At 66.7% G+C, this 19,663-nt stretch carries 20 protein-coding genes; 10 read left to right on the top strand and 10 right to left on the bottom strand.

Features of this window, described 5'->3' with window-relative positions; translation table 11 throughout:
* Position 1: 1 nt before the first annotated feature.
* The 4 genes from IBJ82_RS10125 to IBJ82_RS10110 all read right to left on the bottom strand — a co-directional run bounded on the left by IBJ82_RS10125 (position 2) and on the right by IBJ82_RS10110 (position 3,082).
* Positions 2 to 853: an ABC transporter permease gene (locus tag IBJ82_RS10125; protein WP_062982725.1), complete on the bottom strand. Its 852-nt coding sequence runs from the start codon at positions 851 to 853 to the stop codon at positions 2 to 4.
* 4 nt (positions 854 to 857) lie between these two features.
* Positions 858 to 1,622: an ABC transporter permease gene (locus tag IBJ82_RS10120; protein WP_194825668.1), complete on the bottom strand. Its 765-nt coding sequence runs from the start codon at positions 1,620 to 1,622 to the stop codon at positions 858 to 860.
* A 325-nt stretch (positions 1,623 to 1,947) separates the two neighbouring features.
* Positions 1,948 to 2,850, bottom strand: a complete 903-nt coding sequence (locus IBJ82_RS10115; RefSeq protein ID WP_194825667.1) for a 3-oxoacyl-ACP reductase — start codon at positions 2,848 to 2,850, stop codon at positions 1,948 to 1,950.
* A gap of 43 nt (positions 2,851 to 2,893) precedes the next feature.
* On the bottom strand, positions 2,894 to 3,082 hold the full coding sequence (locus tag IBJ82_RS10110) for a ferredoxin (RefSeq protein WP_056819344.1): 189 nt from the start codon (positions 3,080 to 3,082) through the stop codon (positions 2,894 to 2,896).
* Positions 3,083 to 3,268: 186 nt separating this feature from the next.
* On the opposite strand from IBJ82_RS10110, the gene IBJ82_RS10105 reads away from it, so the two are divergent.
* Together IBJ82_RS10105 and IBJ82_RS10100 are read left to right on the top strand one after the other, a co-directional pair.
* Entirely contained in the window at positions 3,269 to 4,462 is a 1,194-nt protein-coding gene (locus IBJ82_RS10105) for an acyl-CoA dehydrogenase family protein (protein WP_194825666.1), read from the top strand.
* Positions 4,463 to 4,483: 21 nt separating this feature from the next.
* Entirely contained in the window at positions 4,484 to 5,581 is a 1,098-nt protein-coding gene (locus tag IBJ82_RS10100; RefSeq protein WP_194825665.1) for an acyl-CoA dehydrogenase family protein, read from the top strand.
* A 225-nt stretch (positions 5,582 to 5,806) separates the two neighbouring features.
* Here IBJ82_RS10100 and IBJ82_RS10095 read toward each other — a convergent pair whose 3' ends face one another.
* Positions 5,807 to 6,388, bottom strand: coding sequence for a TetR/AcrR family transcriptional regulator (locus tag IBJ82_RS10095; RefSeq protein ID WP_228536827.1), 582 nt, complete (start codon positions 6,386 to 6,388; stop codon positions 5,807 to 5,809).
* A gap of 99 nt (positions 6,389 to 6,487) precedes the next feature.
* Between IBJ82_RS10095 and IBJ82_RS10090 the strand changes: the two genes are divergently transcribed.
* On the top strand, positions 6,488 to 7,666 hold the full coding sequence (locus IBJ82_RS10090; RefSeq protein WP_194825663.1) for an FAD-dependent monooxygenase: 1,179 nt from the start codon (positions 6,488 to 6,490) through the stop codon (positions 7,664 to 7,666).
* A 110-nt stretch (positions 7,667 to 7,776) separates the two neighbouring features.
* On the opposite strand, the gene IBJ82_RS10085 is transcribed toward IBJ82_RS10090, so the two are convergent.
* Entirely contained in the window at positions 7,777 to 8,226 is a 450-nt protein-coding gene (locus IBJ82_RS10085; protein ID WP_194825662.1) for a DUF4440 domain-containing protein, read from the bottom strand.
* A gap of 174 nt (positions 8,227 to 8,400) precedes the next feature.
* A complete protein-coding gene (locus IBJ82_RS10080) occupies positions 8,401 to 10,044 on the bottom strand; it encodes an acyl-CoA synthetase (RefSeq protein ID WP_194825661.1) in 1,644 nt (547 codons plus the stop codon).
* Positions 10,045 to 10,105: 61 nt separating this feature from the next.
* Here IBJ82_RS10080 and IBJ82_RS10075 point away from each other — a divergent pair, with 61 nt between their 5' ends.
* A complete protein-coding gene (locus tag IBJ82_RS10075; RefSeq protein ID WP_194825660.1) occupies positions 10,106 to 10,888 on the top strand; it encodes a crotonase/enoyl-CoA hydratase family protein in 783 nt (260 codons plus the stop codon).
* 51 nt (positions 10,889 to 10,939) lie between these two features.
* On the opposite strand, the gene IBJ82_RS10070 is transcribed toward IBJ82_RS10075, so the two are convergent.
* Positions 10,940 to 11,356, bottom strand: a complete 417-nt coding sequence (locus IBJ82_RS10070; RefSeq protein ID WP_194825659.1) for a VOC family protein — start codon at positions 11,354 to 11,356, stop codon at positions 10,940 to 10,942.
* Positions 11,357 to 11,505: 149 nt separating this feature from the next.
* Here IBJ82_RS10070 and IBJ82_RS10065 point away from each other — a divergent pair, with 149 nt between their 5' ends.
* Positions 11,506 to 12,504: a sigma-70 family RNA polymerase sigma factor gene (locus IBJ82_RS10065; protein WP_194825658.1), complete on the top strand. Its 999-nt coding sequence runs from the start codon at positions 11,506 to 11,508 to the stop codon at positions 12,502 to 12,504.
* Positions 12,505 to 12,517: 13 nt separating this feature from the next.
* Here IBJ82_RS10065 and IBJ82_RS10060 read toward each other — a convergent pair whose 3' ends face one another.
* Positions 12,518 to 14,050 (bottom strand): acyl-CoA synthetase, encoded by a 1,533-nt coding sequence (locus IBJ82_RS10060; RefSeq protein WP_194825657.1) that lies wholly within the window; start codon positions 14,048 to 14,050, stop codon positions 12,518 to 12,520.
* Between the two features lie 21 nt (positions 14,051 to 14,071).
* Entirely contained in the window at positions 14,072 to 15,109 is a 1,038-nt protein-coding gene (locus tag IBJ82_RS10055) for an LLM class F420-dependent oxidoreductase (RefSeq protein WP_194825656.1), read from the bottom strand.
* Between the two features lie 60 nt (positions 15,110 to 15,169).
* On the opposite strand from IBJ82_RS10055, the gene IBJ82_RS10050 reads away from it, so the two are divergent.
* The 5 genes from IBJ82_RS10050 to IBJ82_RS10030 are packed head-to-tail and all read left to right on the top strand — an operon-like array spanning position 15,170 to position 19,640.
* Positions 15,170 to 16,141, top strand: coding sequence for an OB-fold nucleic acid binding domain-containing protein (locus tag IBJ82_RS10050; RefSeq protein WP_194825655.1), 972 nt, complete (start codon positions 15,170 to 15,172; stop codon positions 16,139 to 16,141).
* A 16-nt stretch (positions 16,142 to 16,157) separates the two neighbouring features.
* Positions 16,158 to 17,171 carry a thiolase domain-containing protein gene (locus IBJ82_RS10045; protein ID WP_056819347.1) on the top strand — a complete coding sequence of 338 codons (1,014 nt, stop codon included), beginning with the start codon at positions 16,158 to 16,160 and terminating at the stop codon, positions 17,169 to 17,171.
* Entirely contained in the window at positions 17,168 to 18,337 is a 1,170-nt protein-coding gene (locus IBJ82_RS10040; RefSeq protein WP_194825654.1) for a thiolase domain-containing protein, read from the top strand. The genes IBJ82_RS10045 and IBJ82_RS10040 overlap by 4 nt, the downstream gene beginning before the upstream one ends.
* A complete protein-coding gene (locus IBJ82_RS10035; RefSeq protein WP_194825653.1) occupies positions 18,334 to 19,224 on the top strand; it encodes a TIGR03619 family F420-dependent LLM class oxidoreductase in 891 nt (296 codons plus the stop codon). The genes IBJ82_RS10040 and IBJ82_RS10035 overlap by 4 nt, the downstream gene beginning before the upstream one ends.
* Entirely contained in the window at positions 19,221 to 19,640 is a 420-nt protein-coding gene (locus tag IBJ82_RS10030) for a nuclear transport factor 2 family protein (RefSeq protein WP_056818869.1), read from the top strand. The genes IBJ82_RS10035 and IBJ82_RS10030 overlap by 4 nt, the downstream gene beginning before the upstream one ends.
* The last annotated feature ends 23 nt before the right edge of the window (positions 19,641 to 19,663 follow it).

Below are 19,663 nucleotides of genomic sequence, written 5' to 3'. Positions count from 1 at the left end.
GCTATCCCGAGAGGTGGAAGTTGCCGGAGGTGCCGTAGATGGCCAGCGAGATCAGCAGCGTCACAGTGACGACCGCGATCAGCGACGACCGCACCGCGTTACCCACCGCGATACCGACGCCGACCGGACCACCCGCGGCGTGGAAGCCGTAGTAGGTGTGGATGAGCATCACGGCCAGTGCCATCACGATCGCCTGCGCGAACGACCACAGGATGTCGCTCGGGATGAGGAATGTCGAGAAGTAGTGGTCGTAGACGCCTGCCGACTGCCCGTAGATCACGACGGTCGCGAACCGGCTGGCGATGAACGAGGCGATCACCGCGAGTGCGTAGAGCGGCACGATCGCGATCATGCCCGCCAGCACCCTGGTGCCGACCAGGAACGGAATCGGCCGGATAGCCATGGATTCCAGCGCGTCGATCTCCTCGGCCACTCGCATCGCGCCCAGCTGTGCGGTCGCGCCTGCGCCGATAGTGGCGGCCAGGCCGATGCCGGAGATCACCGGCGCCGCGATGCGCACGTTGATGAGGGCGGCGAAGAAGCCGGTCAGCGCCTCGACGCCGATGTTGCCGAGCGAGCTGTAGCCCTGCACCGCGATGGTGCCGCCCGCCATGAGCGTCAGGAAGCCGACGATCACCACGGTGCCGCCGATCACGGCCAAGGCGCCACTGCCCATGCTGATCTCGGCGATGAGCCGGATGGTTTCGGTGCGGTAGTGCACCAGCGCGCGCGGCACCGAGCCGAGCGCCTTGACGTAGAAGATGGCCTGATCGCCCAGGGAATCCACCGATTTCGACATCCGGTCGAAACGGCGGACCGTGCGCGGAAACTTGCTGCGAACTATGAATGCCATCGTGTCACCGCACCGTGAATTTCAGGCCGATCGCGGTGACAACCACATTCACCACGAACAGCGCCATGAATGCGAATACCACTGTTTGGTTCACGGCGTCACCGACGCTCTTCGGACCGCCTTTGACCTGGAGTCCCAGATAACAGGCGACCATTCCGGCGATCAGGCCGAACAAACCCGCCTTGATTTCGGAGATGATCAGCTCGGACAGATTCGTCAGCAGCGGAATCCCGTTGACGAACGCGCCGGGGTTCACGCCCTGGAGGAAGACCGAGAACACGAAGCCGCCGGCGATGCCGATGGTGCACACCAGACTGTTGAGCATCAGCGCCACGAACATCGAGGCGAACACACGCGGCACGACCAGTCGACTGACCGGGTCGATGCCGAGCACCTTCATCGCGTCGATCTCTTCGCGAATCGTGCGTGCGCCCAGGTCGGCGCAGATCGCGGTGGCGCCTGCGCCTGCCACGATCAGCACGGTGACGATCGGGCCGACCTGAGTGACGGCACCGAACGCGGCGGCCGCACCGCTGAGGTCGGCGGCGCCGATTTCGCGCAGCAGGATGTTGAGGGTGAAAACCACCAGCACCGTAAACGGAATGGCCACAAGCAGAGTCGGCACGATGGAGACGCGAGCCACGAACCAGGCCTGGTCGATGAATTCGCGCCATTGGAACGGCTTGCGGACGGTGGCGCGTGCCACTTCCGCGCCGAGTTCGAAGAATCCGCCGACCGCCCGCAACGGGACAGCAAGGAGGTTTGTCATACCGAATCCTCCTCAATCGACGGGCGGACTGATTTGTCCGCGTACCCGTACTTCACCGCCACCCCGATCTGAAGACTGTCCAAAGACTAGAACATGTTCCTGCTAATGTCTGCCATTTTCGTAGACTCAGAACAGGACTTTTTGCCGTAAATCGCCGTTAAAACTGAAACGGATACTTATTAAAAACCGCGAACCTCCTGTGAGCCGTCACACACTCCGACGGTCATGTCTACCAATACCTGGACCGGTGATCAACACGACAGGCGTGACAAAACGGACGGGGTGTGTGGCGGGCCAACATCGGGCAAACCGCCAACCGGGCGTTTCAGCCCAGATCGCGGAGGTCGCGCGCCGAAAACGTGTGCTCGGCGGGGCGCTCTGCGAAGTAGCCACCGAGGGTGGCGGCGAGGTCGGCCTCGGACCATTCGGCGCCCTCGGCATCGAAGCGCTGCTCGACCGTCGGTGCCGCCATCAGCGCCACCATCGGTCCGTAGACGACGAACACCTGGCCGTTCACCGCGTCGGCGGCGGGCGAGGAAAGGTAGGCCACGAGCTTGGCCACGTGCTCAGGCGCCAGCGGGTCGACCGCGCCGTCGGGCGCGTCCGCGAAGACCGCCTCGGTCATCGCAGTCCTGGCCCGGGGGCAGATCGCGTTGGCGCGCACGCCGTACCTGGACAGGACGCGAGACGCGGTCAGCGTGAGGGCGGTGATGCCCGCCTTGGCCGCACCGTAGTTCGCCTGGCCTTCCGGTCCGAGCAGGCCCGCCTCCGAGGAGGTGTTGACCAGTCGGCCGTAGACCGGCGCGCCCGCCGCCTTGGACGCCGCGCGCCAGTAGGCGGCCGCGTTGCGGGTGAGCAGGAAGTGTCCGCGCAGGTGTACCGCGATCACCGCGTCCCAGTCCTCGTCGGACATGTTGAACAGCATGCGGTCACGGGTGATGCCCGCGTTGTTGACGACGATGTCGAGCCCGCCCAGCGATTCCTGCGCGGTCGAGACGAGCGCGTCGGCCGTCGAGCGCTCGGCGATGGAGCCGCCGACGAATTCCGCCTTGCCACCGAGCTCGCGAATGGCGGCGATGGTCTCGGCCGCCGCATCCTCGGTCAGGTCATTGACGACCACCGCCGCACCGGCCGACGCCAGCGCGAGAGCTTCGGCCCTGCCGAGCCCCGCGCCCGCACCGGTCACGATGGCGACCCGGCCCTCCAATGAAATCTGCGTCACACTCATTCGGCCGACTCTAGAACGTGTTCCACCATCCGACAAGTGGCGATCACGCCAACCTCAGCGCGGCCTTGGGGCACTGCGCCACCGCCTCCTCGGCATCGGCGAGACGATCGGGCGCGACATCGCCCTCGGCGACGGTCAACATGTCGTCGTCATCAAGTTCGAACATGTCAGGGGCGATTCCGACACAGACGCCATTCGCTTCGCACCGGTCGAAATCGACGATGATCTTCATGAGAACTTCCTTCCACGCGGTCTTGGCGACACTAACTCAGACACCCCGGTCCACGGAGCGGAACAGGCGCCGAATCACCATCAATACTGGAACATGTTCCAGTTCATATGCAATGATCGGTTTCGGCGGGGCTCACCCCCTGCGCCCCGCCACCCGCCCTTTCAGCTCGACACCGAGGTAGGAAGCATGCGCGTCGCGTATACGCCGCAGCAGGAAGAATTGCGCGCCGAGCTGCGCGAATATTTCGCGAAGCTGATGACACCGGAACGTCGCGCGGCGCTGAGCATGACCACCGGCGAATACGGCTCCGGCAACGTCTACCGCGAGGTCGTGCGCGAGATGGGCCGCGACGGCTGGCTCACGCTGAGCTGGCCCAAGGAGTACGGCGGCCAGGACCGCACCACGATGGATCAGCTGATCTTCGTCGAGGAGGCGGCCATCGCGGGCGCGCCCGTCCCGTTCCTCACGCTCAACTCGGTCGCGCCGACCATCATGCAGTACGGCACCGAGGAGCAGAAGAAATTCTTCCTGCCCAAGATCGCCTCGGGCGAGCTGCACTTCGCCATCGGCTACTCCGAACCGGGCGCAGGCACCGACCTGGCCTCGCTGCGGACCGCCGCGGTGCGCGACGGCGACGACTTCGTGGTCAACGGCCAGAAGATGTGGACCAGCCTCATCGCCTACGCCGACTACATCTGGCTCGCCGTGCGCACCGATCCGACGGCCAAGAAGCACAAGGGCATCACGATGCTCATCGTGCCGACCGACGTCGACGGGTTCTCCTGGACGCCGGTGCACACGATGGCAGGCCCCGACACCAGCGCCACCTACTACCAGGACGTGCGGGTGCCCGTCTCGTCGGTGGTCGGTCCAGAGAACGGCGGCTGGTCGCTGATCACCAACCAGCTCAATCACGAGCGCGTGGCCCTCACCTCGGCGGGTCCGCTGAGCCTCGCGGTCGCGCAGACCGTCGAGTGGGCCAAGGAAACCACCCTGTCCGACGGCAGGCGCGTGATCGACCAGGAATGGGCCCGGCTCAACCTGGCCAGGGTGCACGCCAAGGTCGAATACCTCAAGCTGCTGAACTGGGAGATCGCCAGCCGCGCCGACCTGGGCGGCGAAGCGGCGCCGAAACCGTGGGACGCGTCCGCGTGCAAGGTCTACGGCACCGAGCTGGCGACCGAGACCTACCGCCTGCTGATGGAAGTCGTCGGCCCCCACGCCTACCTGCGCCAGGACTCCCCCGGCGCCGCCCTGCTCGGCCGGCTCGAGCGGATGCACCGCGCCGCACTCATTCTCACCTTCGGCGGCGGCACCAACGAGGTGCAGCGCGACATCATCGCCATGACCGCCCTGCGCCAGCCCGCATCCGCCCGCTGATCCCGAAAGCCGGTATCTCCCATGGATTTCACTCCTACCGAAGCCCAGACCGATCTCGCCCGGCTGACCGGCGAGGTCTGCGCCAAGCTCGTCACCGCCGATCGGCTGCGTGAACTCGACACCGCCGCCCGCTTCGACGAGCAGCTCTGGAAGTCGCTCGCCGAGACCGGCGTGCTGGCCGCCGCGCTGCCGGAAGCACTGGGCGGCAGTGATTTCGGCATGCTCGAGCAGACCGCGATCCTGCGTGAACTCGGCCGCGTCGTCGCCGCGGTGCCCTACCTGTGGTCGATCGTCCTCGGCGCGGGCGCGCTGGCGAAGTTCGGCAATGCCGATCAGCAGCAGCTGGCCGCGCGGGCAGGCGCGGGCGAGATCGTGCTGACCGCGGCGCTCGCCGAGCAACTGCGCGCCACCACCGACGCACCGGGGATCGTCGCCGAGGCCGCCGGTGCCGGGTGGACGCTGACCGGCACCGCGACCACCGTCGCCTACGCCGACCGCGCCGAACGAATCCTGGTGCCCGCCATCACCTCCAACGGTGTCGGTGTCTACGTGGTCGATCCGGAGCACGCGTCGGTCACCCGCACCGCCCAGCAGGTCGTCGACCTGAGCCCCGAGTTCGCCGTCGAGCTCGCCGCCACTCCGGCCGAACTGCTCGGCACCATCGAGGCCGGTGCCGACATCCTCACCTGGCTGCGCGAATACGCCTGGCTCGGGCTGTCGGCCCTGCAACTCGGCACCCTGGAGCGCGCGCTCGAGCTGACCGCCGAGCACACCCGCACCCGCGAACAGTTCGGCAAGCCGATCGGCTCGTTCCAGTCGGTCGCCCAGCGCCTGTCCGACGCCTACATCGACATCGGCGGCCTGCGTCTCACGGTCACCCAGGGCGCCTGGCGCCTCTCGGAGGACCTCCCCGCCGCCGAGGCCATCCACATCGCCAAGTTCTGGGCAGCCGAGGCCGGCCACAAGGTCGCCCACACCGTCGTCCACATCCACGGCGGCCTCGGCATCGACCGCGACCACATCACCCACAACTACTTCACCGCCGCCAAGCACAACGAATTCGCCCTCGGCGGCGCAACCCCCCACCTCCTCGCCCTCGGCGCGGAACTGGCGAACTAGCTTCCGCCTCAGGCAGGCCCGCACGGACGAATCCGCGCGGGCCTGCCTGCGTTGGTACGTTTTCGCTATGACCGCCTCGACGTCATCGTTGAACAGTCAACAGCCCGATGACCCCGCCCGGTCCGCTGACACAAATGAAGTCGCCGACGACCGAGTGAGCGCTCTGTCTAAGGCCTTCGCTGTCCGACACCGGTACCTGACCTCGGCCGCCTCAGCGAAGAATGATCACTCGCTGTCGGCATCCGAGGTCAGGTACCGCTGCAAAGTGGGGGCGATGTCGGCAACGATCTGTTGCGAAGTCAGCGCGACTACCGGCGGTAATTGCAGAACATAGCGACACAGAGCCAAGCCGAGGAGTTGGGTGACGATCAGGGCGGCTCGCCGGGGGGCGTCGGTTGGGGTGCCGAAGCGGAGGACGGCGGGCAGGACCTGGTCGGCGAAGATCTCTCGGAAGCGGGCCGCTACCGCCTCGTCGGTGATCGAGGAGCGGAGCAGGATCAGCAGAACGGTGTTGTCGTTGCCCTCCCAGATCTCGAGGAAGCGGCGGATCATCAACTCGCCCATGACGTTCGGGTCGGCGGCACTCAGGTCGGGGAGGTCCAGGTCGATCTGGGCAGCGGCGGCGAAGAGTCCGTCTTTGCTGCCGAAATAGCGCATCACCATCGAGGGGTCTATCTCGGCGTCGGCGGCGATCGCGCGGATGGTGGCCTTGACATAGCCGTCGACGGCGAAGCGGGCACGGGCGGCCTCGAGGATGGCGGCCTTCGTCGCGTCGGAACGCCGGGCGGGAATATCCTGGTCAGGCATGTCAACGATTGTAGGCCAACAACTGTTGACTTTCATTCGCGAGCGGGTTTACCGTTATGCCTACAAGCGTTGGCAAACAAGCGTTGACCAGGAGTCGAAATGCCCGCCACCTCACTGCCCGAAGCCACCGCCGTCGTCATCGTCGGCGCGGGTCCCGCCGGGCTCACCGCCGCGATCGTGCTCGCCGAAGCCGGCGTCGACCATGTACTCATCGATCGACTCGGCGAGGGCGCCAACACTTCTCGGGCCGCGGTGGTGCATGCCAGGACCCTCGAGGTGCTCGACGGACTCGGCATCGCGAGCGCACTCGTCGAACGTGGAATCGAGGTGCCGACCTTCAAGCTGCACGACGGCGCGAAGACGTTGGCCACGATCGAATTCGGCGATCTCCCCACCGAGTTCCCGTACACGCTGATGGTGCCGCAGGATGTCACCGAGCAGGTGCTCCTGGACCGGCTGCACGAGCTGGGCGGCGCGGTGCACCGGCCGCTCACCGTCACCCGAGTCACCGATGAGAACGGCAGCGTCACTGTCGAATACGTCGACGAGGACGACCAGCGAGGCGAGATCGAGGCCGACTATGTGATCGGCGCCGACGGCATGCACAGTGTCGTGCGCGAGCAGGCGGGCATCGGGTTCACCGGCGACACCTACCCGGCCTCCTTCATCCTGGCCGACGTCCGGATGAGCTGGCCGACGCCGCGCTCGGAGGTGTCGCTGCACCTGTTCCCCGAAGGCGTCACCGTGGTCGCCCCGCTCCCCGACGACGCGCACAACCGCTACCGGGTCGTCGCCACCGTCGACCAGGCGCCGGAACACCCCACCCTCGACGACATCCAGTCACTGCTCGACACCCGGGGCCCCGCAGGCGAGATCCATGTGGACGAGGTCCTGTGGAGCTCCCGCTTCCGCGTCCACCACCGCGTAGCCGACCACTACCGCGCGGGCCGAGCCCTCCTCGCGGGCGACGCCGCCCACGTCCACAGCCCGGCAGGCGGCCAGGGCATGAACACCGGCATCCAGGACGCCGCCCTACTCGGCACCCTCCTGGCGAAAGTCGCCGCAGGCGAACCGGATTCGATTCTCGACACCTACGAATCCATCCGCAGGCCGATCGCCCTCGAAGTCGTAGCCTTCACCGACCGCATGACCAGAATGGCAACCCTGCAGTCCACCCCCGCACGCACCGCACGCAACACCGCCTTCCGCCTCCTCACCCGCATCCCCGCGGTACGCGGCAAACTGGCCTACCAGCTGTCCGAACTCGGCAACCAATGACGGCCCCACGCACGTCGCCCCGCCGGCGAACCTGCCGAACGGGGCGACGAACCGAGTAAGCGATGGCCAACCGCTCGCGAGGGTGCAGGCCGATCAGGAAACCGGGCGGATCAGGAGGCGGACTCGGAGTTCGCGCGTTTCAACGCCGATTTCGATTCGTCGACCGGCGTGTTCTGCGCTGCGGACAGCCACCATTTCCCCTCGCGTTCCACCAGTACATACAGTGCGACCTCGGAGAAGCCACCGGGATCGAGGGCTTGCCTGCGGATCTGGGTGACGATCAACCCCGGAGCCGGACTGGTGGCAACCACGACCTCGAAACGGGAGGCCGGTGCGGGTGAATTCGCCGGCTGCATCATGCCGCGATGGATGGCATTGATCTGGCTGTGACCGATGACCAGGGCACCGAAAGGGGTGCCCCACAACACATCCGCAGCGAACGAGTTGTCGTAGAGATCGGCGTCGCCAGTCTCGAGAGCCCGCTGCAATTCGCCGGCGAGTTCGGCGGCCACGGCCTGCGTGGTCGGGTCGGCGGTCGGGTCGTTCAGGGTCGGTCGCATGGCTTCCTCCGCGTCTCGGTTGGTGACCACAGCCTGCGCCCTCAACCAACGTCGAGGTCTAGGCCATTGTGACCGAAGCGACATTCCACGCGACAACGACAGCATTCGCGAGCCTGGCCGCCGGTGCGAATACGCACCGACGGCCAGGCTTGACACAGCGATCTACCGGCCGCCTCAGGCCGAGCCTGCCTCCGCGTGCTCGTCGGCAGGCCGCTCATCGGTCTGCGACTTGGCCCACCGGTAGTCCGGCTTGCCCGCGGGCGAACGCTTGATCTCGTCGACGAACCACAGGCTGCGTGGCTGCTTGTAGGACGCGATCTCCTGGGCGAGGATCGGCTTCAGATCGGCCAGGGAGGGGCGGTTCTCGCCGCGACACTGCACGACCGCGCAGACCCGCTGGCCCCAGCGTTCGTCCTCCACGCCCACCACCAGCGCGTCGAAGATCTCGGGGTGCGCCTTGAGGGCGCCCTCCACCTCTTCGGGGTAGATCTTCTCGCCACCACTGTTGATGCTCACCGAACCGCGGCCGAGCATGGTGACCGAGCCGTCCTCCTCGACGCGCGCGTAGTCACCGGGGATCGCGAAGCGGACCCCGTTGAACTCCTTGAACGTCGCGGCCGACTTGACCTCGTCCTTGTAGTAGCCGAGCGGGATGTGCCCGCTGCGCGCCAGCAGGCCGACGACACCGGAACCCGGTTCCACCGGATTGCCTTCTTCGTCGAGTACCTGGGTGGCCGCGTCGATCTTCACCCGAGGGCCACCGGTGTGGGTGGCGCCCTTGGCGACCAGGGAGAGCCCGCCGAAGCCGGTCTCCGAGGAGCCGATGGAGTCGGAGATCATCCGGTTGGGCAGCACCTCGAGGAACTTGTCCTTGAGCGTGGGCGAGAACAGCGCCGCGCTGCTGGCCAGCACGTACAGGGTCGAAAGATCGTAGGGCTCACCGGTTTCCGGGTTGCCTTCGGCGAGGGCGTCGAGCATCGGGCGGGCCATCGCGTCACCGGTGATGAAGATCAGGTTGATGCCGTGCTTGTCGACGGCCTGCCAGACACCGTGCCCGCTGAACTCGGGGATCATCACGGCCTTGCCGCCGCCGAACAGGCTGTGGAAGGTGGCCCACTGCGAGCCGCCGTGGATCATCGGCGGGATCGGGAAGCGCACCATCTGCGGGTTCTCCGCGCCGATCTTGGCCAGCTCCCATTCGTCCTTGGTGTACTCGCCGGTGACGAAGTTGATGCCCGCGCCGAGCACCCGCCAGACATCCTCGTGCCGCCACATCACGCCCTTGGGCAGGCCCGTGGTGCCGCCGGTGTAGAGCATGTAGATGTCGTCGGGCGAGCGCTCCTCGAAGTCACGTTCACCCGACGAATCGGCCAACACCGCTTCGTACTCCACGGTGTCCGCGCCGGTGGGGCCGTCGGTGCCGTCGTCGACGACGATCACCGTCTTCAGGGCGGGCACCTTGTCCCGCACCGCCGCCACCTTGTCGGTGTAGCGGCGCTCGTGGATCAGCGCCACCATGTCGGAGTTGTCGAAGATGTGCAGTAACTCGTTCTCGACATAGCGGAAGTTGACGTTGATCATCACCGCCCGCGCCTTGAAGATGGCCACCATCGCTTCGACGGCCTCGACGGTGTTCCTGGAATAGATTCCGACTTTGTCGCCGGGACGCACACCCTGTTCCAGCAGGTAGTGGGCCAGCTTGTTGGCCCGCTCCTCTAGTTCGGCGTAGGTCGACTCTCGATGCTCGCCGACCAGCACGATCCGGTCGGGCATCAAGTCGACGGCATGTTCGACGAGATCGGCTATGTTGTAGCTCACAAGGACAAAAATAGAACGTGTTACTGTTTCTGACAAGACTCAACTTGTCAGGAGTACGAAAATGGCCGACTGCCTGGTCGAGAAACGCGACCATGTCCTCATCGTCACCATGAACCGCCCCGAGGCGCGCAACGCCCTCTCCGGCGAGATGATGGCGATCATGCGCGATGCCTGGGACCAGGTGGACAGCGATCCCGACATCCGCGTCGCGATCCTCACCGGTGCGGGCGGGGCCTTCTGCGCGGGGATGGATCTGAAGGCGATGAGCTCGCAGCATCCGGGGGACACCGCCTCCAACGGCAGCTGGGACCCGGCCTACCTCCCCGCACTGCTGAAGGGGCGGCGACTGGCCAAGCCGCTGATCGCGGCAGTCGAGGGCCCTGCCATTGCCGGTGGCACCGAGATCCTGCAGGGCACCGACCTGCGCGTGGCCGGGGAAAGCGCCAAGTTCGGCGTCTCCGAGGCCCGCTGGGGCCTGTTTCCGCTGGGTGGTTCCGCGGTGCGGCTGGCCCGGCAGATCCCGTACACGGTGGCCGCTGACCTGCTGCTGACCGGTCGGCATATCACCGCTGCCGAGGCCAAGGAGATCGGCCTGATCGGCCATGTGGTCCCCGACGGAACCGCCCTCGACAAGGCCATGGCGCTGGCAGGCCAGATCGCCGACAACGGCCCGCTCGCCGTCCAGGCGATGCTGCGCACCCTGCGCGAAACCGAGGCCATGCCGGAGAACGAGGCGTTTCCCATCGAGGCGAAGATCGGCATCGAGGTGTTCAGATCAGCCGACGCCAAGGAAGGGCCGCGAGCCTTCGCCGAGAAGCGCAAGCCAAACTTCACCGGCTCCTGACACGCCGCAGGGCGCCGGGCACTGTGCCGGGCGCCCTGTGGGCACAGGGGCTTATGCCCCCGGGTAGTCCATGTAGAACGGCTCCCACTGGTGCCCATCCGGATCGATGAACGTGCGGCCGTGCATGCCGACCTCTGCCTCCTGCGCCCGCTTGTCCTCGTTGGTCTCCTCAGTGGCGCCCGCCGCGACAGCGGCGTCGGTCAACACGTCGACCTCCTCGGCACTGGCCAGCGACAGCGCGTACCCAGCGGCGGCGGTATTGATGGTGTCGGCGATCGGACGTGTGCTGAAGGTCGAGAAGAACGGCTTTGTCAGCAGCATCAGGCAGATGTTGTCGTCGATCACGATGCACGACGCGTTCTGATCGGTGAAATCCTCGTTGACCTTCCAGCCCAGCGCCTCGTAGAAGCTCTTCGAGCGGTCGAGGTCGGCGACGGGCAGGTTGATGAAGATCATCTTGTTGCTCATGGGATCAGCCTTTCGTGGCGTCGTTGCGGTCTCGAATATGTAGACGCGACGGCGAACCCGGATTCATCGCATCCGCGCGAAGTTCGCGAAATCGCGATAGTCCGTTTTCGGCCCTGTCGACTGTCGGACCCCTGTGGCATCGTGAAACTATGAGCGACGCCACAACCGCCACCACCGGCCCCGATCCCGCTCTACTCGCCGAGTTCGAGACGCATCGGCGCGAGTTGTGCGCGTATGCCTACCGCATGCTCGGCTCCTCGTTCGAGGCCGAGGACGCGGTGCAGGAAACCTTCACCCGAGCCTGGCGCTCCTACGATTCCTTCGAGGGCCGCGCGAGTCTGCGCTCGTGGCTGTACAAGATCGCCACCAATATCTGTCTGGACATGCTCGACCGTCCACAGAGCCGCGCCAGACCGATGGATCTCAACGGGCCGGGTCGCCCGGATTCACCGCTGCCCATGCCGCAGCCCGATTACGTGTGGATCGAGCCGATTCCGAACGCGCTCGCCTTCGGCGCCGACCCGGCCGACCACGCCTCCACCAGAGACACCCTGCGCCTGGCCTTCGTCGCGGCCTGCCAGCACCTGCCCGCCACCCAGCGCGCGATCCTGATCATGCGCGAGGTGCTGCGTTTCTCCGCGGGTGAGACCGCGGAGGCGCTGATGATGTCGCCCGCGTCGGTGAACAGCGCGCTGCAGCGGGCCAGGGCCACCATGTCGAAGGTGCAGCCCACCGTGACCGACAGTTTCGACGAGACCGATCCCGGTCAGCGCAAACTGGTCGACGATTTCGTCAAGGCGTTCGAGGCCTACGACATGGACACGCTCACCACACTGCTCAAAGCCGATGTGGCGCTGTCGATGCCGCCGTTCGATCTCTGGATCTCGGGCCCGGAGAACGTGGCCGCGTTCATGCTCAGCACGGGCAGCGCCTGCCGCGATTCGCGGCTGGTGCCGCTGGTCGGCGCCAACGGCTCGCCCGCCTTCGGCCATTACAAGCCGAGCGAGGAGCCCGGCGTCTGGGTGCCGTGGTCGATCACGGTGCTCGAACTCGAGGGCGACACCATCGCCGGCCTCAACTTCTTCCTCGACACCCAGCGCCTGTTCCCGCTCTTCGGGCTCGAGCCGAAATGGCGCGAGCCCGTCTGAGCGAGAACGGCTTTCACAGCAGGCGGCGCTTGTACAGCTTTCCGTTGGGATCACGGGGCAGCTCCGCGCGGAATTCCACCGTGCGGGGCAGCTTGTACTTCGCGAGCTGACCGGCGGCGAATTCCAGGATGTCGGCGGTGAGTTCGTCGCCGCCCTCGGTGCCGGGCACCGGCTGCACGAACGCCTTCACCTGCTGACCCCAATCCGGGTCGGGCACACCGAGCACCGCCACATCGGCGATCTTCGGGTGGCTCATCAGCACGCCCTCGATCTCGGCCGGGTAGATGTTCACCCCGCCGGACAGGATCAGGTCGGAGCGACGGTCACACAGGAACAGGTAGCCGTCCTCGTCGAGGTAGCCGATGTCGCCGACGGTGAACAGGTCACCGACGCGCGACTCCTCGGTCTTCTCCTTGGCGTGGTGGTACTCGAAGCTCGATGCGCCCATGCGCATGTAGACCATGCCCTCTTTGCCCGCGGGCACCTCGGTGCCGTCGGTCTCGTCGAGCACCTTGATCACCGACCACGGCCAGGCCTTGCCCACCGAGCCGGGCTTGGACAGCCACTCGGTTCCGTTGATCACGGTGCCGCCGCCCTCGGTGGCCGCGTAGTACTCGGTGACGACCGGTCCCCACCACTCGAGCATCTGCCGCTTGGTCTGCGGCGGGCACGGCGCCGCACCGTGCACCATGCTGCGCAGCGAGGACACGTCGTAGCGGGCGCGCACGTCGTCGGGGAGAGCGAGCAAGCGATGGAACTGGGTGGGCACCATGTGGCTGTGCGTCACCTTGTGCCGCTCGATCAGCGCGAGCATGTCCTGCGCGTCCCATCGGTCCATCAGAACGAGCTTGTGCCCCAACTGGATCGAGATGGTCGAGAAGTTCAGCACGGCCGTGTGATAGAGCGGCGAGCCGCAGATGTGCACATGGTCGTCGTAGGGCGCGAGCTCGAAGAGGCTGAAGAAGGCCTTGTTCGGAGCGGGAACCTCATCGGGGTCGGCGCCGGTCAGCGGGCGGCGAACACCCTTGGGCCGCCCCGTGGTTCCCGAGGTGTAGAGCATCGGCGCACCGACCGAACGGTCCGACGGCCTGTCGGTGTCGGCGGCACCGAGCCACGACACCGGCCGGAAGCCCGGCACCGTGCCGACCGCGAACCGGGCGTTCTCGGGCAGCCCGGCGAGGTCGGCGGCCTCGGCGGCGGTGGCCGCGAACCGCTCACTGGCCAGGAAAGCCGCGGCGTCACTGTCGCCGAGGATGTAGGCGATCTCGGGCGCGGTCAGATGCCAGTTCACCGCGACGATGTACAGCCCCGCCTGGTAGGCGGCGAAGTACGCGGCGATCGCCTCGACGCCGTTGTGCAGCATGCTGACCACGACGTCACCGGTCTGCAGGCCGATGCCGCGTAGCCCGTTGGCGTAGCGGTTGGCCAGGGTCGCCAATTCTCGATAGGTGATCTCCCTGCCGTCCGGGTCGACGACGGCGATCCGCTCGGGATCCGTCGCGGCGATATTCCACAGTCCGAGGACTTCCGTTGTCTGCTGGCTCACCCCTCGAATTTAGAACGTGTTCTACATAGTGACAAGGGGTTGGAGCCGACGCATTTGTTCGGCATCCGACACCGAGACGAGCATCATCGTCACGCCCGCGTCCTCCCATTCCTTCAGCCGGGTGCGCACATGGGCCTCGTCGCCGAAGATCGCGGTGTCGGTGATCAGCTCGTCGGGCACCGCCGCGGCGGCCTCGGCCTTGCGTCCCGCCTGGAACAGCGCGGAGATCTCGTCGACCTCGGCGCCGTAGCCCATCCGCTTGTACACCTGGGCGTGGAAGTTCAGCTCGGGAGCGCCCATGCCGCCGATGTAGAGCGCGCTCACCCAGCGCATCCGCTCGATCTCGCCCGCCGGATCGTCGGTGATCACCACCTGCGCGCTCGCCGCGATCTCGAAATCGGCCCGCGAACGGCGAGCCCCGGCGCGCGCGAAGCCCTCGTCGAGCCACTCGTTGTACATGCCGGCCAGGCGCGGGGCGTAGTAGATCGCCAACCAGCCATCGGCGATCTCGGCGGTCTGGGCGACGTTCTTCGGGCCCTCCGCGCCCAGCCAGATGGGCAGATCAGCGCGCAGCGGGTGCACGATCGGCTTGAGCGGTTTGCCGAGCCCGGTGGCGCCTGGACCCCCGTACGGGAGGCCGTAGTGCTTGCCCTCCGACGTCACCGGCGCCTCGCGGGCCAGCACCTTGCGCACGATGTCGACGTACTCACGCGTGCGCCGCAACGGCTGGGCGAACGGCTGCCCGTACCAGCCCTCCACCACCTGCGGACCGGAGACGCCGAGGCCGAGGATGGCTCGGCCGCCGCTGAGGTGATCGAGCGTGAGCGCGTGCATCGCGGCCGCCGCGGGAGTGCGGGCCGACATCTGCGCCACCGACGTACCGAGGCGCACCCGCTCGGTGGACGACCCCCACCAGGCCAGCGGAGTGAAGGCGTCCGAGCCCCAGGACTCAGCCGCGAACACCGCGTCGAAGCCCGATTCCTCGGCCGCGATCACCAGCTCGCCGGCGTTGGCAGGCGGCTGCGCGCCCCAGTATCCGAGTTGCAATCCGAATTTCATGATCGGCGCCCTTTCGGCGAATCCTTGCGAGCAGAATAAGAACCTGTTCTACTCGATATCGTGACCCAGGGGAATACCGCAGTGGAAGTATTGAGTGCACCCCTCCGGGTGCGATTCGACTACACCAGGTCCGTCGGACCCATCATCGGCGCATTTCTGACCGGACTGCGCGAACGCCGGATACTCGGCGCTCGCGGCAGCGACGGCCGGATACTCGTGCCACCACCCGAATACGATCCGCTCACCAGCGAACCGCTCGCCGACCTGGTCGAGGTCGCGGCAACGGGCACCGTTACGTCCTGGACGTGGGTGTCGGAGCCGTTGCCCGGCCAGCCGTTCGACCGCCCGTTCGCCTGGGCGCTGATCCAGCTCGACGGCGCCGACACAGCTCTGCTGCATGCCCTCGACGTTACCGACCCCGGCCAGCTCAGCACCGGAATGCGGGTCAGTGCCCGCTGGGCCGACGAGCGAACCGGCCGCATCCAGGACATCGCCTGCTTCGCGCCGGGCGAGAGCACCCAGACCGCGATCTCTTCCGAAGACACCGAAGCTCTGGTCACCATGCTGACCACTCCCGTAGACCTGAACTACAAGCACACCGCCTCCCCGCAGGAGAGCATCTACCTGCGCGGCCTCGCCGAGGGCAAGCTCATCGGCGGCAGGTCCGAGGCGGGCGGGCGGGTCTACTTCCCGCCGCGTGGCGCCAATCCGACCGACGGCACCCCGACCAACGATCTGGTCGAACTGCCGGACAAGGGCATCGTCACCACTTTCTGCATCGTCAACGTGCCGTTCCTCGGCCAGCGGATCAAGCCGCCGTATGTGGCCGCCTACATCCTGCTCGACGGCGCCGACATTCCGTTCCTGCACCTGGTGCTCGGCTGCGAGGCCAGCGAAGTGCGGATGGGAATGCGGGTCGAGGCGGTGTGGAAACCCCGTGAGGAGTGGGGTCACACGATGGCCAATATCGACCACTTCCAGCCGAGCGGTGAGCCCGATGCACCGTACGAGTCCTTCCAGAACCACCTCTAGAGAGGCGACGGTGACCATTCCCGAAATCGCGGTGGTGGGGTTCGCCCACGCACCGCACGTGCCGGAGACCTTCGGCACGACCAATGGCGTCGAGATGCTCGTGCCGTGCTTCCAGCAGCTCTACGCGACCCTCGGCATCACCAAGACCGACATCGACTTCTGGTGCTCCGGCTCCTCGGACTACATGGCAGGTCGCGCCTTTTCGTTCATCTCCGCGGTCGACGCGATCGGCGCGGTGCCGCCGATCAACGAATCGCACGTGGAGATGGACGCGGCCTGGGCCCTCTACGAGGCGTGGGTGAAACTGCGTTCCGGCCAGGCCGAGACGGCGCTCGTGTACGGCTTCGGCAAGGCTTCGGCAGGTAATCTGCATCAGGTTCTGACCATGCAGCTCGACCCGTATCTGGTCGCGCCGCTGTGGCCGGACGCCGTCTCGGTCGCCGGATTGCAGGCGCGAGCCGGGCTCGATTCCGGCCGGTGGACCGAGCAGGAGATGGCCGCCGTCGCCGGCGGTGACATCGAATCCTTGCTCTCCGCGCCGTATGTGGCCGATCCGCTGCGCGCCCACGACATCGCGCCGATCACCGACGGCGCCGCCGCGATCGTGCTCGCGGTCGGCGACCGGGCCAGGGAACTGTGCGAGCGCCCGGCGTGGATCACCGGAATCGCGCACAACATCGACGCCCAGGCGCTCGGTGGTCGCGACCTGACCCGCTCCCCCTCCACCACCAGGGCCGCCGCGGTGGCGACCGGCGGCAACACCACCTTCGATCTCGCCGAACTGCACGCGCCGTTCAGCCACCAGCAGCTGATCCTGGCCGAGGCGATCGGTCTGCCCGCGGGCACGCCGGTGAATACCTCCGGTGGCGCGCTCGCCGCCAACCCGATGTTCTCGGCAGGACTGGAGCGGATCGGGTGTGCCGCCGAGGCCATCATCTCCGGCACCGCCAACCGGACCCTCGCTCACGCGACCAGCGGCCCTGCGCTGCAGCAGAATCTGGTCGCCGTTCTCGAATCGGAGGCACGATGAGCTTCCCCGCGGCGGTGCTCGGCACCGGCCAAACTCATCACGTGACAAAACGTACGGACGTATCCATGGCCGGCATGTGCCGTGAGGCCATCGATCGCGCACTCGATGATGCGGGCCTGACGATTGCCGATATCGACGCCGTCGTCGTCGGCAAGGCGCCCGATATGTTCGAGGGCGTCATGATGCCCGAGCTGTATCTCGCCGAGGCACTCGGTGCGGCGGGCAAACCGCTGCTGCGCGTGCATACCGCCGGTTCGGTCGGCGGCTCCACCGGCGTCGTCGCGGCAAACCTCGTGCAGGCGGGCGTGCACAAACGCGTGCTCGCCATTGCCTGGGAGAAGCAGTCGGAATCGAATGCCATGTGGGCGTTGTCGATTCCGGTGCCGTTCACTATGCCGGTCGGCGCGGGCGCGGGCGGCTACTTCGCTCCGCACGTGCGCTCCTACATCCGTCGCTCGAACGCGCCACTGCACATCGGCGCGATGGTGGCGGTGAAGGATCGACGCAACGGCGTGAAGAACCCGCTCGCGCACCTGCATCAGCCCGACATCACCCTCGATTCGGTCCTGGCATCCCAAATGCTCTGGGACCCGATCCGTTTCGATGAGACCTGCCCGTCCTCCGACGGCGCGTGCGCGGTGGTGATCGGCGATGCCGAGGCCGCGGCGGTGGTCGAAGCCGAAGGCAAGAAGGTGGCCTGGGTCCACGCGACCGCGATGCGCACCGAGCCGACGACTTTCTCCGGTCGCGACCAGGTGAATCCGCAGGCGGGCCGGGACGCGGCCGCCGCCCTGTGGAAGTCGGCCGGGATCACCGATCCCCTGGAAGAGATCGATGTCGCCGAGATCTACGTGCCGTTCTCCTGGTTCGAGCCGATGTGGCTCGAGAACCTCGGCTTCGCCGCCGAGGGCGACGGCTGGAAACTCACCGACAAGGGCGAGACGGAAATCGGCGGACGCCTGCCGGTGAATCCCTCGGGCGGCGTTCTCTCGTCCAACCCGATCGGCGCCTCGGGCCTGATCCGATTCGCCGAAGCCGCCAAGCAGGTGATGGGACGCGCAGGCGAGTACCAGGTGCCGAACGCGCGCAAGGCACTCGGCCATGCGTACGGCGGTGGCTCCCAGTACTTCTCGATGTGGGTCGTGGGAAGCGAGCCGCCGGCATGAAGTTCACCGTCGGTATCGCACTGAGCCCACTGGAACAGCTCGCGGAGCTGGCCAAGACGGCCGAGGAATGCGGGTTCACCTCCATCGGCCTGCCCGACTCGCTGTTCTATATGAAGTCGCAGGCCGCCGACTACCCGTATACCCCGGACGGCAGCCGCTTCTGGGGCCCGGAGACTCCCTGGGTGGACCCGCTGATCGCCGCGGCGACGATGGCCGCGGTGACCACGAAGCTGCGGTTCTACACCAACGTCCTCAAGCTCGGCTCGCGCAATCCGCTCCTGCTGGCTCGCCAGGTCGGCTCGATCGCCAATTTGTCGGGCAACCGCTTCGGCTTCGGCGTCGGAATCGGCTGGGCACCTGAGGAATTCGAGTGGTGCGGCGTTCCTTACGCCCGCCGTGGCGCGCGGGTCGACGAGATGATCGAGGTCATCAAGCTCGTCCTCGACGGCGGCATGGTCGAATTCCACGGCGAGTTCTTCGATTTCGACCAGCTGCAGATGAGTCCGGCGCCGAGCGAGCGGGTGCCGTTCTACATCGGCGGGCACACCGGTCCGGCATTGCGCCGGGCCGCCCGCATCGGTGACGGCTGGACCTCGGCGATGATGAAGTTCGACGACCTCGTCACCACCATCGGCACACTGCGCGACCTGCGTGCCGAATACGGCCGGTCCGAGCAGCCGTTCGAGATCCAGTCCGTCTGCATCGACAAGTTCGGTCGCGACGGCTATCAAGATCTGGCCGACGCGGGCGTCACCGACAACATCGTGGTGCCCTGGCTGGCCGACGGTATCGGGTTCGACGGCGAGCTGGCAGCCAAGCAGGACTCGATGCGCAAGTTCGCCGAGAAGTACATCGCCGATCCCATCATCGCGAAGGTAGCGCCATGACCGAGACCGTAGTCGAGAATTCCGCCCGCGCCGCGGGCCTGGCGTCCCAGGCCGCTGTCCGGGCCAAGGATCGTGCCGCCTGGGTCGCGCTGTTCGCCGAGGACGGCATCGTCGAAGACCCGGTCGGCCCTTCGGGTTTCGACCCCGAAGGCGTAGGCCACCGCGGCCACGAGGCCATCGGCGCGTTCTGGGACAAGGCCATCGCCCTCACCGAATCCATCGAATTCCGCTTCGAGGACTCCTTCGCGTGCGGCAATGAAATCGCCTTCACCGGCCTGATCCGCACCACCATGGCCGGCCATGTCATCGACGCCGAGGGTGTGTTCACCTACAAGGTTCGCGCCGACGGAAAGATCACCGCTTTGCGCGCCTTCTGGGAAGTGGACCGCGCGGTCGCGACCACGCGCCCCGTATAGCCGAAGCAGCAAATACGAGAACA

The sequence above is a fragment of the Nocardia sp. XZ_19_231 genome (assembly GCF_015355705.1).
GTDB lineage: Bacteria > Actinomycetota > Actinomycetes > Mycobacteriales > Mycobacteriaceae > Nocardia > Nocardia salmonicida.
The sequence above is the reverse complement of the archived record's forward strand: the minus strand, read 5'-3'. Positions and strand labels throughout refer to the sequence as shown.

Coding starts and splice junctions, on each gene's coding strand:
- IBJ82_RS10035 (WP_194825653.1), top strand. CDS start 18,334: ATGAAGTTCACCGTCGGTATCGCACTGAGCCCACTGGAACAGCTCGCG.
- IBJ82_RS10095 (WP_228536827.1), bottom strand. CDS start 6,388: ATGCCTGACCAGGATATTCCCGCCCGGCGTTCCGACGCGACGAAGGCC.
- IBJ82_RS10125 (WP_062982725.1), bottom strand. CDS start 853: ATGGCATTCATAGTTCGCAGCAAGTTTCCGCGCACGGTCCGCCGTTTC.
- IBJ82_RS10070 (WP_194825659.1), bottom strand. CDS start 11,356: ATGAGCAACAAGATGATCTTCATCAACCTGCCCGTCGCCGACCTCGAC.
- IBJ82_RS10065 (WP_194825658.1), top strand. CDS start 11,506: ATGAGCGACGCCACAACCGCCACCACCGGCCCCGATCCCGCTCTACTC.
- IBJ82_RS10090 (WP_194825663.1), top strand. CDS start 6,488: ATGCCCGCCACCTCACTGCCCGAAGCCACCGCCGTCGTCATCGTCGGC.
- IBJ82_RS10085 (WP_194825662.1), bottom strand. CDS start 8,226: ATGCGACCGACCCTGAACGACCCGACCGCCGACCCGACCACGCAGGCC.
- IBJ82_RS10120 (WP_194825668.1), bottom strand. CDS start 1,622: ATGACAAACCTCCTTGCTGTCCCGTTGCGGGCGGTCGGCGGATTCTTC.
- IBJ82_RS10030 (WP_056818869.1), top strand. CDS start 19,221: ATGACCGAGACCGTAGTCGAGAATTCCGCCCGCGCCGCGGGCCTGGCG.
- IBJ82_RS10115 (WP_194825667.1), bottom strand. CDS start 2,850: ATGAGTGTGACGCAGATTTCATTGGAGGGCCGGGTCGCCATCGTGACC.
- IBJ82_RS10055 (WP_194825656.1), bottom strand. CDS start 15,109: ATGAAATTCGGATTGCAACTCGGATACTGGGGCGCGCAGCCGCCTGCC.
- IBJ82_RS10040 (WP_194825654.1), top strand. CDS start 17,168: ATGAGCTTCCCCGCGGCGGTGCTCGGCACCGGCCAAACTCATCACGTG.
- IBJ82_RS10100 (WP_194825665.1), top strand. CDS start 4,484: ATGGATTTCACTCCTACCGAAGCCCAGACCGATCTCGCCCGGCTGACC.
- IBJ82_RS10105 (WP_194825666.1), top strand. CDS start 3,269: ATGCGCGTCGCGTATACGCCGCAGCAGGAAGAATTGCGCGCCGAGCTG.
- IBJ82_RS10075 (WP_194825660.1), top strand. CDS start 10,106: ATGGCCGACTGCCTGGTCGAGAAACGCGACCATGTCCTCATCGTCACC.
- IBJ82_RS10110 (WP_056819344.1), bottom strand. CDS start 3,082: ATGAAGATCATCGTCGATTTCGACCGGTGCGAAGCGAATGGCGTCTGT.